Here is a 14619-nt window from a genome sequence, read left to right as displayed (position 1 = left end):
ATGACACTTCAAAAAAGAAAGCTCTATAACCCACATGCCCCTAATGCTTCAACAGGCATTATTAATGGGGAAAGCTCAAATGTGCTGAATTGGGATGATGTAAGGTTCAGCTGGGCTTATCCGCTCTATAAAAACATGCTCGCTAATTTCTGGACTCCTTTTGAAATAAATATGAGCCATGATGCCAAACAGTTTCAGAATCTAACAGAGACAGAACAAGAGGCTTTTAAAAAAATTATCGGCCTTCTAGCTTTCTTAGACAGTGTTCAAACCGATTACTCATTGAAGGTAGCCGATTATTTGACGGATTCATCGCTCGTTGCGTTAATGAGTGTGCTATCTTTTCAAGAGGTGGTTCATAACCAGAGCTATTCCTATGTCCTCTCAAGTCTCGTGCCAAAAGCGACACAGGATGAGATTTTTGATTACTGGAAAAATGACCCGGTATTAAAAGAGAGAAATGAATTTATTGTTGAGGGGTACGAGGAATTTGCTGCTAATCCTACACCCGACACATTAGCAAGATCAATTGTCTACGATGTGATCTTAGAAGGAGTTAATTTTTATTCAGGCTTTGCCTTCTTCTACAATCTCGCTCGTCACCAGAAGATGGTATCTACTTCCACAATGATTAATTATATTAACCGAGATGAACAGCTTCATGTGTATCTATTTACGAACGTGTTTAAGGAATTACTTGAAGAGCACCCTGAATTAAAGAATAGAGAAATGGAAGCATTCGTCAAAGATTCCTTAACGACCGCAGTGGAGCTTGAATTGAAATGGTTCAACTATATTATTGGTGAGCAGATTGAAGGCGTTACATCTCATGAAATGGAATCCTACTTGAAGTTTATTGCGAATAAAAGAGCAAAACAGCTTGGCTATGATCATATTTTTCCTGAGCACCGGACGAATGTTTTTAAATGGATAAAAACCTACGAGGATGTAAATGCCGCTAAAAGTGACTTCTTTGAGCAAAAATCTCGCCAATATGCGAAGGTGTCAAGTGACAACGGCTTTGATGAACTATAAAGAAAAGAGGATATCTGTAACAGCTGACCGCCTCCTCGTTGGTCGGCTGTTGCAAGAAGGCCAGTTTCATGCTGGTTTAGGGCAATTCAGGTTGCCTAGTGAACAGCAGCAAGCGATGCTAAATGCTTTTCAAACATTGAACGTAAATTTAGCCTTAGCTTACATAAATGAGTTAATCGTGGGCTATGCTATTATTTTACCGCCAGAACCTGATGAACGTTGGGTGAAAATGAAGGAGATACGGGTATTAGGGGTAGTCGAGGTGGTATCAAAATGTAGAAATCAACAGGTAGCAAGCTCGTTGATAAAGGCCTTGCTCGATCAAGGCGATTATGAGAAGAACATCCTTATTTCAGTGGAATATCGCTGGCACTGGGATCTCGATTTTGTTAAAGGCGACAGTGCTGTATACAAAGAGCTCCTTCAAAGGTTGCTGAAAAAAAGCGGCTTTGAAGAGGTACTGACCAATGAGCCTGATGTGATAAATTATAAGGATAATTTTATGATGGCAAGATTCGGCAAAGGTGTATCCAATGAGACAATCAAGCGCTTTTTCGAGTTGAGTGGAAGCCCGCTTTCAAATAATGTGAGATAACTTCGCGAAATAAGGTTGCATTCCTCTCCTTTTGAAGTTAGAATTGTTGAAATATTTAAAAAGGAGGGGTTGGATGCAAACACTTGAAAAAGTTGGTTTGTTGATGAGTAAGTATTTTGCTCTTATTATCATTTTATGTAGTTTTGTTGCGTTCTCTGTACCACAGTTATTTACATGGATTGCCCCTCACATCACGCTGCTACTTGGTGTGATTATGTTTGGAATGGGTCTGACGATGAGGGCTGTTGACTTTAGTGTGGTAGCGAAAAAGCCAATTCCCGTCGTGATTGGGGTTGTGGCGCAATTTTTAATTATGCCGCTTGTTGCCTATGCAATAGCTGTATTATTGCAACTTCCACCAGAACTAGCAGTAGGTTTAATCCTTGTTGGTGCTTGTCCAGGTGGTACGGCCTCAAATGTAATGGTGTATTTAGCGAAAGGGGACTTACCCGTTTCGGTGGCAATGACGTCAATTTCTACACTTTTAGCACCCCTATTAACACCGGCTATTCTTCTATTATTGGCTGGTCAATGGTTACCTGTTAATGCAGGGGCGATGTTCCAATCGATTATTCAAGTTATCATTATTCCAATTATACTTGGTTTACTAGTTAGAAAATTCTTCCCACGTGCTGTAGAAAGCGGAGTAAAGACATTACCAATTATTTCGATTGTGGCGATTTTAGCGATTGTTTTAGCTGTAGTCGGTGTAAACCAAGCAAATATAGCTCAAACTGGATTGCTCGTATTTCTAGCTGTCATGCTACATAATGGATTTGGGTTACTGTTGGGGTATGTAACAGCGAAGGCTTGTGGACTCGATGAAGCGAAAAGAAGAGCCATTTCAATTGAAGTAGGGATGCAGAACTCGGGATTAGGAGCATCACTAGCTGCAGCTCATTTTTCTCCATTAGCTGCACTTCCAAGCGCCATTTTCTCAGTTTGGCATAATGTATCAGGACCTGCCCTAGTATCGATTTGGTCTAGAAAAAATAAAGATCTTGACCCTTTACAAGCTGAAAAGAAAATTAGTTAATGAACGAAAGCTTCTTCCTACTAGTAAATACTAAGAGGGAGAAGCTTTTTTGTTGAATGTGAGATAAATGATGTAGATCTCCCATTCCTTCTGTTGGGCGACAAGCAACCTGTTCTTTGATATAATGACGTTCAGAATCATGTGATTTAACATAGCTAATCCCTTTTTAATTTGTTGAAGGGAATGACATAGGAGTTGAAGATTCATGCTTGAATTTACAGAATGGAAGCATGTGTTTAAATTAGACCCAAATAAAGAGTTATCAGACGAAGATTTAGAAGCCATTTGTGAGTCAGGGACAGATGGCTTAATTATTGGTGGGACTGACGGAGTGACCCTAGATAATACGTTACAGTTGCTTGCTCGTGTAAGGCGGTTTTCGGTATCAGTGGCATTAGAAGTCTCCAATCTTGAATCAATTACACCAGGATTTGATTATTATTTCATTCCTTCGGTTATGAATAGTCAAAAGATCGATTGGATCTCTGGCTTGCATCATCAGGCTATTAAGGAGTATGGCGCCATTATGAACTGGGATGAAATTGTGATGGAAGGCTATTGCATCCTAAATCCTAAAGCTAAAGCAGCGGTTGTAACCGAAGCGAATACGGATTTGAGTGATGAAGATGTCATCGCGTATGCAAGGATGGCTGAGCGCCTTTACCGGTTTCCAATCTTCTATTTGGAATACAGTGGCACATATGGTGATTCCAACTTAGTAAGAAAAGTGAAAAATGTCTTAGATGAGACGAAGCTTGTCTACGGTGGTGGCATAGAAACTCTCGAACAAGCGCAAAAAATGGCAGAGGTAGCTGATGTGATTGTCGTAGGGAACATCCTTTATGATAATTTAGAAGCGGCTTTAAAAACAGTAAAAGCTGTTCAATCTTAATAGTAGATTTGATTGCATCAACGGTTGTAGAGCTGTAAACTAATAACAAGAACATTTGTTTGGTGGTGAAGGTATGCAAGAGAAAATAATTGAGAAGATGCTTTCAGGGTTGAATCCTGAACAAAGGCAAGCAACAACTCATACAGAAGGACCCTTATTACTCATGGCTGGTGCGGGAAGTGGGAAGACACGCGTGCTTACTCACCGTATTGCTTATTTGTTACGTGAAAAAGCGATTGCACCTTGGAATGTGTTAGCTATTACATTTACGAATAAAGCAGCACGAGAGATGAAGGACCGTGTCGCAAAACTAGTAGGGCCGGTAGCTGAAGATATTTGGATCTCGACATTCCACTCGATGTGTGTTCGGATCCTAAGACGTGATATTGACCGAATTGGCTATAATCGCAACTTTACGATTCTCGATTCATCAGATCAATTATCTGTGATTAAACAGATCTTAAAAAAGAAAAACATGGATCCGAAGAAATTCGATCCAAGAAGCATGCTTGGTACGATTAGTGGATGGAAAAATGAATTGAAAAAACCGGATGCTTGTATGAACGAAGCAACTGGTCTTTATGATCAGACTGCCGCTGAAGTGTACGTCGATTATCAGAAGCAATTAAAGAAAAACCATGCCCTTGATTTTGATGATCTGATTATGAAAACGATTGAGGTATTTAAGCTTGTTCCAGAAGTGTTGGAATTCTATCAACGCAAGTTTCAATACATTTTAGTGGATGAGTATCAAGATACCAATAAAGCTCAGTATATGCTTGTGCGAATGCTCAGTGATAAGTATGAAAATATATGTGTAGTTGGGGATTCTGATCAGTCGATTTATCGTTGGCGTGGAGCAGATATTGCTAATATTCTATCGTTTGAAGAAGATTATCCTAATGCGACGGTTATTTTACTAGAACAAAATTACCGCTCAACAAAAATGATCTTACAAGCGGCAAATAAAGTGATCGAAAACAACTTCAATCGTAAGCCTAAAAATTTATGGACTGAAAATGAACCTGGTCCAAAGATTGGTTATTATGGCGCTGATACAGAGCAATCAGAGGCACAGTTTGTGGTTGAGAAAATTCGTGAAGCAACAAGAGACGGCTCACATTCTTATTCTGATATTGCGATTTTATATCGTACAAATGCTCAATCTCGTGTAATTGAGGAATTTTTCGTTAAATCTAACATTGAATACAATATCGTTGGAGGGACAAAGTTCTATGATCGTAAAGAAATTAAAGATGTCCTCGCTTATTTACGTTTGATTGCAAATCCAGATGATGATATTAGTTTGCAGCGTATCGTCAACGTGCCTAAGCGCGGAATCGGTGCAACAACCGTTGATAAAATTGGAGCGTACGCGGTTGAGCAAGGGATCTCTCTGTTTGCTGCCCTACAAGAAATTGAGCAAGTAGGTATTACTGCGCGTGCGGTTACGAAGTTAAAAGAATTTAGAGATCAATTGGCACATTGGATTCAAATGCAAGAATATCTTTCGGTAACAGAACTAGTTGAAGAATTACTTGATCGGACAGGCTATCGTGAGATGTTACGAAACGAGCAATCGATTGAAGCACAAAGTCGCCTTGAGAATATTGATGAGTTTATTACGGTTACCAATGAGTTTGAAAAAGGTAATGATGATAAATCTCTAGTCGCTTTCTTAACAGATTTAGCACTTGTTGCTGACATTGATAAGTTAGAAGATGACGAAGGTGGAAAGCCTAAAGATGCGATCACCTTGATGACACTTCACTCAGCAAAAGGTCTTGAATTTCCGCTTGTTTTCCTTATTGGAATGGAAGAAGGAATTTTTCCGCATAGTCGATCCCTTTTTGAGGAAGAAGAAATGGAAGAGGAACGTCGCTTAGCATACGTAGGAATTACTCGGGCTGAAAAGCAGCTTTACTTAACAAATGCTAGAATGCGTACATTGTACGGTAAGACGAATACGAACCCACCATCTCGTTTCATTAAAGAAATCCCGGAAGAGTGTTTAGATGAAATGAATGAACAAAAAGCGACACCAGCGTGGATGAAAACATCTCGTGGGGCTTCTCCTGCTCCTAAAGCAAGACCACAAGTGAGAGCTTCGGTAACGACATCTACTGGTGGCGATCAATTTTCGTGGGCGGTTGGAGATAAAGCTGAGCATAAAAAATGGGGAGTCGGGACGGTTGTTAGCATAAAAGGTACGGGTGAATCTGTGGAGCTGGATATTGCATTTCCACAACCAACTGGTGTTAAACGACTTTTTGCTAAGTTTGCCCCGATCACTAAGCAGTAAGAAAGGAAGAACAGAATGGAGCGACAAGAGGCAGAAATACGAGTTCAAACCTTGCGTGAGAAATTAGAAGAGTATGGCTACCATTATTATGTATTAGATAACCCCCTTGTTACAGATGCTGAATATGATCAACTTATGCAAGAGCTCATTGCTCTTGAAGGAGAGCATCCTGAATTAGTAAGTGAAGATTCTCCGTCTGTACGTGTGGGCGGAGAGCCTCTCCCTTTCTTTGTAAAGGTTGAACATCAAATTCCAATGCTAAGTCTCGGCAATGCTTTTAATGATCAAGAGTTACTTGATTTTGATCGACGTGTTCGTGAGCGTGTTGGTGATGAGGTGACGTATAGTTGTGAGTTGAAGATTGATGGTTTAGCTGTTTCGTTAACCTATGAGGATGGAAAATTTGTGCGTGGAGCGACACGTGGCGATGGAACGATTGGTGAGGACATTACGAATAATTTGAAAACCATTCAAGCGATTCCACTACGTCTAAAACAGCCTGTAAGCGTAGAGGTTCGCGGGGAAGCGTATATGCCTAAGAAATCATTCGAAGCCTTGAACGTGGCCAAGGTGGAAGCAGGTGAAGAGAAGTTCGCTAACCCACGTAATGCAGCAGCTGGCTCTCTTCGTCAACTTGATCCTAAAATTGCAGCAAAGCGTCATTTATCAATCTTTATTTATGCAATTGGTAACGCAGAGGGACAAGACCTCGCTTCGCATCATGAAGGCTTAGCGTTTTTAAGTGAGCTTGGCTTTAAAGTGAATAAGGAAAGTAGACATTGTCCGACGATTGAAGAAGTAATCGACTACACAAATGAATGGTTAGAAAAACGAGCAGAACTTCCTTATGAGATTGATGGGATAGTTATTAAAGTTGATTCACTTGAGCAACAAAAAAGTCTTGGCTTTACCGCTAAAAGCCCTAGATGGGCAACCGCTTTTAAGTTTCCAGCTGAAGAGGTGGTCACGACCCTCCGCGATATCGAGCTTAGTGTTGGGCGAACTGGCGTTGTCACACCTACAGCTATTCTTGAGCCTGTAGTTGTAGCTGGAACGACGGTTAAGCGTGCTTCTTTGCATAATGAAGATTTAATTCGAGAGAAGGATGTTAAGCTTGGAGATACAGTGATTGTCAAAAAAGCTGGCGACATTATTCCAGAGGTGGTTAATGTTTTAACAGATCGCCGTGACGGATCAGAGCGAGATTTCAGTATGCCAACTCATTGCCCGGAATGTGAGAGTGAGCTTGTTCGGTTAGAAGGAGAAGTAGCTCTTCGTTGCATCAATCCAGAGTGTCCTGCACAAATACGTGAAGGGTTGATTCATTTTGTCTCAAGACAAGCAATGAACATCGATGGATTAGGTGAAAAGGTGATTGCTCAATTATTTGATCACAAGCTAGTTCAAACCGTAGCCGATCTCTACCAATTAGAGAAAGAAGAGCTATTACGCCTTGAAAGAATGGGAGAGAAATCTGTTGATAATCTCCTTCAAGCGATTGAAAAGTCAAAAAGGAATTCTTTGGAGAAGCTTCTTTTTGGACTAGGTATTCGGTTTGTAGGTTCAAAAGCGGCTAAAACTCTAGCGATGGAGTTTGAAACAATTGATGCTCTTATTGAGGCAAAAGAAGCGGAATTAGTAGCAGTTAATGAAATCGGAGAGAAAATGGCTTCCTCTATTGTGCGCTTTTTTGAAACAGACGGGGCACAAGAGCTTGTTAGCAGACTTCAATCACTTGGTGTAAACACAGCGTATAAGGGACCGAAACCTGTAGCGGCGACAGAAGTTGCAAGTAGTCCGTTTGCAGATAAGACCATTGTATTAACTGGTAAGTTGCATGAACTAACAAGAGAAGAAGCGAAGGAACAAATTGAAGCACTTGGTGGAAAAGTCACTGGTAGTGTGAGTAAGAAGACTGATATAGTAATTGCAGGTGAGGATGCTGGCTCAAAGAAAAAGAAAGCTGAGCAACTCGGAATTGAAATTTGGGATGAGGCTGCATTGGTAGAAGGGCTTAAGTAGCTCTTTTCTATGGATGGAGAGGAGGAAAGATTTAATGTTAAAACGGTGGGGATTACTCTCCTTAACGGGGCTATTGTTTCTTACAGGGTGTTTTCCGATGTTTCAACAAGACGAGGAAGATCCTATTGTAGAAGAGCCGCAGCAAGAAGAACAGGTCGTGGACATTGTCCCACGAGTATCTACTCCAGAAAATTATTACCAAAGTGTTCTCTATGATGGCTCTTATTTACATGGACAATCAAGAGGATTCGGGAACTCTGTGGTTTACAACCGTCTAGACCTAGATCAGCTTGAATTAGGGTTAACTCAAATTGCTAAAGAACAATTCGACCCTGAGCAATACTTTTTTAGGGAAGGGCAGTTTATTGCTAGGAACGAGCTTAATAATTGGTTGATGCGTTATGACGAAGAAGGGAATAAAGCAGGGTTAAACCCGGAACTAGGCGAGGGAGAAACTCTACGTGAGCAAGAAGAAAGTCAACCACGCTACTTATCCCATATTCTTGAACATAACTATTTAGTTGAAAATGAAAATGGTAATTATGAGCTTGGTGGGATCGTCATTGGCTTATCGATGAATAGTGTCTATAACTTTAGAGTGGAAACTGATGAAGGGCTCTATCATTTATATGAGACACCGATCAGCCAAGAGGATATGGAGCGTGAAGGACAACGAATAGCTGATATTATTGTCCAGAGGCTTCGTGATTCAGCAAGAGAAGAAGGGATTTTTAATAATATCCCAATAACAGTTGCGATGTTTAAAGAACAGCCAAGGCAATCGGCGATTCCAGGTAATTACATCATGCAAGCAACAGCCCCTCCTGGTGAAGGGCTTGAACGTTGGCAACGTATGAATGAACGATATTACTTATTTCCATCTAGTTCTGCAAATGAGGACGTAAGCAATGATGCTGCTCAATTCCAACAAGTGAAAGATGATATTCAAAGCTTCTTTGATACATTTGTCGGTGTGGTGGGGCGTGGCTATTATATTGACAACCAACTACAAGAGTTAACGATTGAAGTACCTTTGCGTTATCAAGGTAAAGCAGAGATTGTGGCTTTAACACAGTACGCTGCAGATATCATTAGCCAGCGAATTACTGATCAAAATATAAGAGTTAATTTGTATATAACGTCTGTTGCTGGAAAACAGGAAAGTATGGTCGTACGTAATCCGGGCGAAGAACCATTCATACACGTGTTTGAATAAGACTCCTAATCGGGGTCTTTTTTTTCTATATATGAACGCTATATCCATATTTTATCTGTTCAATATCATATTGAATTCGTTTTCTTCGATAAAGTGTGGCAAAAAGATGTGAACAATGAAAAAAAGTATTTATTAATGTCTGATATCATGATATATTTATCTCGTTTGGTGGAGGTTGTACACAGAGATAAGAAGTCTGATGTCTTACCAGCGCCAAGCCTGTAAGATAGCGCTTACAAAAAGTTAGACAAGTAATAGTAAATTAGGTATGATCGAGTCTAAGGTCATAGATTGATGAGCCTATTAATGTGTCATACTAATTTGAGGTGCTCTCATGCAAACATTTATAAGGGGGAAATAAAATGAAAAAGTGGTTACGTACGTTAACAATGTCTGTTGCTGCCGCTGTTGCTCTTACTGCTTGTGGTTCGGGGGACGATGCTGCTGAAACGCCTACTGGTGAAGGTGAAGATGCTCCATCTGAGGATGCTGTTGAAGCTGATGATTTTAAAGTAGCAATGGTTACCGATGTTGGGGGAATTGATGATAAATCGTTTAACCAATCAGCTTGGGAAGGATTAACTGCATTTGGCGAAGAGGCTGGTCTAGAAGAGGGAACAGGATATCGTTACCTTCAATCTGCTACAATGGATGACTTTGAACCAAATCTACGTAGTTTAGTTCGTGAAGATTCTGACCTTGTGTGGGGTATTGGTTTCTTAATGGAAGATGCTGTACGTACGATTGCTGAGCAAGTTGAAGAGGCACAAATTGCGATCGTCGATACGGTTGTATTAGATGCAGACGAGAACACGTATGATAATATTGCAAACGTTACATTTAAAGAGCACGAAGGTTCTTTCCTAGTTGGTGTAGCTGCTGGCCTTCACACTGAAGGTGATAAAGTTGGTTTCATTGGTGGGGTAGAAAGTGGTCTAATTAAGAAATTTGAGAATGGATTTAAAGCTGGCGTTAAAGCCGTTAACCCAGATGCTGAAATCCTAGTACAATATGCAGAGAGCTTCAATGATGCATCAATTGGTTCTCAAATCGCTAACACAATGTACAGCCAAGGCGCTGATATCATTTATCATGCTGCTGGTGGAACTGGTAACGGATTATTCACAGAAGCAATTAACCGTGCACGTAACGGTGAAGCTGTATGGGCTATCGGTGTAGACCGTGACCAACATGATGAAGGTGCATATGGTGATGAGTCAGTAACACTTACTTCAATGGTTAAACGTGTAGATACTGCTGTAGCAATCGTTTCTGAGCAAACAATGAATGGCGAATTTCCAGGTGGAGAAATTCTTGAGTATGGTCTTGAAGAAGATGCTGTAGGTATTGCTCCTACTACAGATAACCTATCTGAGGAAGCGTTATCTGCTGTTGAAGATTACAAAGCTCAAATTCAATCAGGTGATATTAGCGTACCTTCAACTGATGATGAGTACGATGAGTACCTTGAAGGTTTAGAATAAAAAATAAAATAGTACACAAGCAAAGGCTAGTATCGCGCTAGCCTTTGTTTTACCTTGAAGAGGTAACTGGTATGAAATGACAATCTCTTAGTACGAAGGGACAATGACGGATTGCTGTTTGCACAATCCATCATTGCCTCTTTTTTGGCTAAAACAGTTCTCAAAGAAATAGCGGTCAACGTACCTTCTTCTCTTAAATTGTAAGGAGTGAATTAGATGAGTTATGTGATTGAAATGAATAGCATCCGTAAAGAATTCCCTGGCATTGTAGCCAATGACAATATTACACTCCAGCTTAAAAAAGGTGAGATTCATGCTCTACTAGGTGAGAATGGAGCTGGGAAATCAACATTAATGAACGTGTTATTTGGATTGTATCAACCTGAACGAGGCGAGATCCGAGTCCGAGGTGAAAAAGTAGAAATTACAGATCCGAATATTGCTAATCGGCTAGGTATCGGAATGGTACATCAACACTTTATGCTGGTTGACAAATTTACGGTTACTGAAAACATCGTAATGGGAAATGAGCCTACAAAATTTGGTGTAGTAAACATTAAAAAAGCAGCAAAAGAAGTAGAAGCCATTTCTAAAAGATATGGTTTATCTGTTGATCCTTATGCAAAGATCGAAAACATCTCAGTTGGGATGCAGCAGCGTGTAGAAATACTAAAAACGCTCTACCGTGGAGCAGATATTTTGATCTTTGATGAACCCACGGCAGTTTTAACCCCTCAAGAGATTCAAGAACTAATTGGAATTATGAAAACGTTAGTGGCTGAAGGGAAGTCCATTATTCTTATTACCCACAAATTAAAGGAAATTATGTCTGTTTGTGACCGTTGTACGGTTATCCGCCGTGGTAAGGGGATTGGAACGGTTGATGTCAGTGAAACAGACCAGGACAAGCTTGCAGCGATGATGGTTGGACGCGAAGTGAACTTTAAAGTGGAGAAAACACCAGCTATACCAAAAGAAACTGTACTGGCTGTATCGGATTTAACAGTAAAAGATTCGCGTGGCGTAGACGCAGTTAAAGCCCTTAACTTAGACATTAAAGCAGGAGAAATTTTAGGTCTTGCAGGAGTAGATGGGAATGGACAATCTGAGTTAATTGAGGCAATTACGGGCCTTCGTAAAACAGACAAAGGATCGATTAAATTAAATAACAAAGAATTAGTTGGTCTAAAGCCACGTAAGGTCACCGAGTCCGGAATTGGTCACATTCCAGAGGATCGTCATAAGCATGGTCTAGTATTAGACTTTTCAATTGGTGAGAATATTGTATTGCAGACCTATTATCAACAACCCTATTCAAAGAATACCGTATTAAATTATCCTAACATCTTTAAGAAGGCTAAAGATTTAATCGAAGACTATGATGTGCGTACACCTTCAGAACACACGCCAGCTCGTGCTCTCTCTGGTGGTAACCAACAAAAGGCAATCATTGCTCGTGAAGTTGATCGTTCACCGGACTTTCTTATTGCTGCGCAACCAACACGCGGGCTAGATGTTGGGGCAATCGAATCGATTCATAAACGTCTGATCTCAGAACGTGATAAAGGCCGTGCGGTTTTATTAATGTCGCTTGAATTAGATGAAATTTTAAACGTTAGTGATCGAATTGCTGTTATGTATGAAGGTCAAATCGTGGACATCGTCGATGCGGATAAAACAAATGAGAAAGAGCTCGGGTTACTTATGGCTGGAGGAAAGAAAGAGAAAGCAGGTGAAGCGAAGTGATGGCGAAATTGCTTCCTAAAGGAAGATTATTATCTTGGTCAATCCCCCTAATTGCGGTTTTTCTAGGTATCTTTATTGGGGCGATTATCATGCTAGTCAGTGGATACAATCCAATTACGGGTTATTCAGCACTTATTAGAGGGATTTTTAGCGACTCCTATTATCTCGGTGAAACGGTTCGTATGATGACTCCGCTAATCCTAGCAGGGTTAGCAGTTGCATTTGCTTTTCGTACAGGCTTATTAAACATCGGAGTTGAAGGGCAATTAATCGTAGGATGGTTAGCTTCAGTATATGTGGGAATTACGTTTGATTTACCAGCCGTTCTGCATTTACCAATGGCTATTTTAGCAGGTGCTCTTGCTGGTGCGTTATGGGGATTCATACCAGGCTTATTAAAAGCTAAATTCCAAGTACATGAAGTTATTGTAACGATTATGATGAACTATATTGCACTATATACAGCTAATGCTATCATTCGTTCTTATTTGCTTGTTCCTGGGGAAAGAACAGGATCTATCAATCAGTCGGCTTCACTTTCTTCACCTCTTTTGCAATCATTAACGGATTATTCACGATTACACTGGGGATTTGTTGTAGCGGTCTTAGCGTGTCTGATTATGTGGTTTATTTTATGGAGAACGACAAAAGGATACGAGCTTCGTGCAGTTGGTCTTAACCAACATGCATCCCAATATGCGGGCATGAATGTCCAACGTAACATTATATTATCGATGTTAATAAGTGGTGGTTTTGCCGGTGTTGCAGGTGCTATGGAGGGACTTGGAACTTACGGATATATGAGTATTTTATCTGGGTTCTCTGGGCTTGGATTTGATGGTATCGCTGTTGCCCTACTTGGAGCAAACACAGCGGTCGGTGTTCTCCTTGCTTCCTTCTTATTTGGGGGCTTAAAAATTGGTGCATTAAATATGCAATCACAAGCGGGTGTACCAACAGAATTAGTTGAAATTGTCATTGCCTTAATCATCTTCTTTGTAGCTTCAAGTTATATCATTCGTTGGGTAATGAACCGTGTGAAGAAGGAGGACATCTAATGGATATTATGCAAATTCTTAGCCTAGTGATTCCAGCTGCGATCTTTGCAGCGGCGCCACTTATTTTAACAGCATTAGGTGGACTATTTAGTGAACGTGCGGGTGTCGTAAATATCGGTCTTGAAGGCTTAATGGTAATGGGAGCTTTTACGGCAATTATTACAACCTTAACATTAGAAGGGATGGGAATGAGCGGGATGATGGTCATTATTCTTGCGCTCATTATCTCCATTTTAATCGGTTCGGTTTTCTCGTTGTTCCATGCGGTTGCTTCGATTACATTTCGTGCCGACCAAATCGTAAGTGGGGTAGCTCTTAACTTCCTTGCTGTGGGTTTAACAGTATTCTTAGTGCGTTTACTATATAACAAAGGTCAAACAGATTACATTTCCAACCGTATTTACAGAATGGATGTACCGGTATTGAGTGATATTCCGTTCATTGGACCATTGTTTTTCTCAAGTGCTTACGTGACATCTTATGTAGCTATCCTATTAGCCGTAGTGGTTTACTTTATCGTATTTTATACGCCGTTTGGACTTCGCCTTCGTTCAGTAGGTGAGCATCCAATGGCTGCTGATACTATGGGGATCAATGTTAACCGTATGCGTTATATTGGCGTTATGCTAAGTGGTGCATTTGCAGGACTTGGTGGGGCTGTTTTCGCATTAACGGTAACAGGTAACTTCTCTGGTACAACCATTGTTGGACAAGGGTTCATGGCACTTGCTGCCTTAATCTTTGGAAAATGGAATCCACTTGGTGCGCTTGGAGCCGCCTTATTCTTTGGGCTTGCTCAAGCTCTAAGTATTACAGGGCAACAAATTCCATTGCTATCTGATGTGCCACCAGTATTCTTATTGATTGCTCCGTATGTTCTAACGATCCTAGCTTTAGCAGGGTTTGTAGGGCGTGCTGAAGGACCCAAAGCAATCGGAAAGCCTTATATTAAAGGTTCAAGATAATCAAGCAAGACCATCTTCTTTAAAAGAAGGTGGTCTTTTTGACTTGATGTAATGCTTTTTATTAGTTATTACACCTTATTCTAATAAAGAGATTATTTAGCATAAACCATTTACAAAAAAGGAAAACTACTCAAGAATCACGAATAAGAATTGACAGCTTCTGTAGAAATATGGGAAAATCTATGATTCCTTTATTCTGATAAAGAAATTAATGATCATTTATTTTAATGAATATATATCACTATATAGAAGAGAAAGCGATTACAGA

Annotated in this window: 11 protein-coding genes; all 11 read left to right on the top strand. The window is 40.3% G+C overall.

Translation table 11 applies throughout. From position 1 onward, the window contains the following. Positions 1 to 1035, top strand: a complete 1035-nt coding sequence (locus AB3N04_RS09420; RefSeq protein WP_368505792.1) for a ribonucleotide-diphosphate reductase subunit beta — start codon at positions 1 to 3, stop codon at positions 1033 to 1035. Further along, positions 1025 to 1630, top strand: a complete 606-nt coding sequence (locus AB3N04_RS09415; RefSeq protein WP_368505791.1) for a hypothetical protein — start codon at positions 1025 to 1027, stop codon at positions 1628 to 1630. The genes AB3N04_RS09420 and AB3N04_RS09415 overlap by 11 nt, the downstream gene beginning before the upstream one ends. A gap of 73 nt (positions 1631 to 1703) precedes the next feature. Beyond that, a complete protein-coding gene (locus AB3N04_RS09410; protein WP_368505790.1) occupies positions 1704 to 2666 on the top strand; it encodes a bile acid:sodium symporter family protein in 963 nt (320 codons plus the stop codon). Between the two features lie 205 nt (positions 2667 to 2871). Then, on the top strand, positions 2872 to 3558 hold the full coding sequence (locus AB3N04_RS09405) for a heptaprenylglyceryl phosphate synthase (RefSeq protein WP_368505789.1): 687 nt from the start codon (positions 2872 to 2874) through the stop codon (positions 3556 to 3558). A 73-nt stretch (positions 3559 to 3631) separates the two neighbouring features. Continuing rightward, positions 3632 to 5860 carry a DNA helicase PcrA gene (gene pcrA / locus AB3N04_RS09400; RefSeq protein WP_368505788.1) on the top strand — a complete coding sequence of 743 codons (2229 nt, stop codon included), beginning with the start codon at positions 3632 to 3634 and terminating at the stop codon, positions 5858 to 5860. A 15-nt stretch (positions 5861 to 5875) separates the two neighbouring features. Next, a complete protein-coding gene (gene ligA / locus AB3N04_RS09395) occupies positions 5876 to 7882 on the top strand; it encodes an NAD-dependent DNA ligase LigA (RefSeq protein WP_368505787.1) in 2007 nt (668 codons plus the stop codon). A 34-nt stretch (positions 7883 to 7916) separates the two neighbouring features. Beyond that, entirely contained in the window at positions 7917 to 9098 is a 1182-nt protein-coding gene (locus AB3N04_RS09390) for a CamS family sex pheromone protein (RefSeq protein ID WP_368505786.1), read from the top strand. Positions 9099 to 9460: 362 nt separating this feature from the next. Beyond that, positions 9461 to 10582 carry a BMP family protein gene (locus AB3N04_RS09385; RefSeq protein ID WP_368505785.1) on the top strand — a complete coding sequence of 374 codons (1122 nt, stop codon included), beginning with the start codon at positions 9461 to 9463 and terminating at the stop codon, positions 10580 to 10582. A 216-nt stretch (positions 10583 to 10798) separates the two neighbouring features. Next, positions 10799 to 12328 (top strand): ABC transporter ATP-binding protein, encoded by a 1530-nt coding sequence (locus AB3N04_RS09380; protein ID WP_368505784.1) that lies wholly within the window; start codon positions 10799 to 10801, stop codon positions 12326 to 12328. Continuing rightward, positions 12328 to 13386, top strand: a complete 1059-nt coding sequence (locus tag AB3N04_RS09375) for an ABC transporter permease (protein WP_368505783.1) — start codon at positions 12328 to 12330, stop codon at positions 13384 to 13386. The genes AB3N04_RS09380 and AB3N04_RS09375 overlap by 1 nt, the downstream gene beginning before the upstream one ends. Then, positions 13386 to 14351: an ABC transporter permease gene (locus AB3N04_RS09370; RefSeq protein ID WP_317122899.1), complete on the top strand. Its 966-nt coding sequence runs from the start codon at positions 13386 to 13388 to the stop codon at positions 14349 to 14351. Before AB3N04_RS09375 ends, AB3N04_RS09370 begins: the two co-directional genes overlap by 1 nt. Positions 14352 to 14619: the final 268 nt, after the last annotated feature.

It is taken from the genome of Alkalihalophilus sp. As8PL (genome assembly GCF_040939795.1).
Taxonomy (GTDB): domain Bacteria; phylum Bacillota; class Bacilli; order Bacillales; family Bacillaceae_D; genus Alkalihalophilus; species Alkalihalophilus lindianensis.
The sequence above is the reverse complement of the archived record's forward strand: the minus strand, read 5'-3'. Positions and strand labels throughout refer to the sequence as shown.

Excerpts from the sequence above, each read along its gene's own strand:
- AB3N04_RS09410 (WP_368505790.1), top strand. The coding sequence starts at position 1,704 with ATGCAAACACTTGAAAAAGTTGGTTTGTTGATGAGTAAGTATTTTGCT.
- AB3N04_RS09420 (WP_368505792.1), top strand. The coding sequence starts at position 1 with ATGACACTTCAAAAAAGAAAGCTCTATAACCCACATGCCCCTAATGCT.
- AB3N04_RS09390 (WP_368505786.1), top strand. The coding sequence starts at position 7,917 with ATGTTAAAACGGTGGGGATTACTCTCCTTAACGGGGCTATTGTTTCTT.
- AB3N04_RS09375 (WP_368505783.1), top strand. The coding sequence starts at position 12,328 with ATGGCGAAATTGCTTCCTAAAGGAAGATTATTATCTTGGTCAATCCCC.
- AB3N04_RS09415 (WP_368505791.1), top strand. The coding sequence starts at position 1,025 with ATGAACTATAAAGAAAAGAGGATATCTGTAACAGCTGACCGCCTCCTC.
- pcrA (WP_368505788.1), top strand. The coding sequence starts at position 3,632 with ATGCAAGAGAAAATAATTGAGAAGATGCTTTCAGGGTTGAATCCTGAA.
- AB3N04_RS09385 (WP_368505785.1), top strand. The coding sequence starts at position 9,461 with ATGAAAAAGTGGTTACGTACGTTAACAATGTCTGTTGCTGCCGCTGTT.
- AB3N04_RS09380 (WP_368505784.1), top strand. The coding sequence starts at position 10,799 with ATGAGTTATGTGATTGAAATGAATAGCATCCGTAAAGAATTCCCTGGC.
- ligA (WP_368505787.1), top strand. The coding sequence starts at position 5,876 with ATGGAGCGACAAGAGGCAGAAATACGAGTTCAAACCTTGCGTGAGAAA.
- AB3N04_RS09405 (WP_368505789.1), top strand. The coding sequence starts at position 2,872 with ATGCTTGAATTTACAGAATGGAAGCATGTGTTTAAATTAGACCCAAAT.
- AB3N04_RS09370 (WP_317122899.1), top strand. The coding sequence starts at position 13,386 with ATGGATATTATGCAAATTCTTAGCCTAGTGATTCCAGCTGCGATCTTT.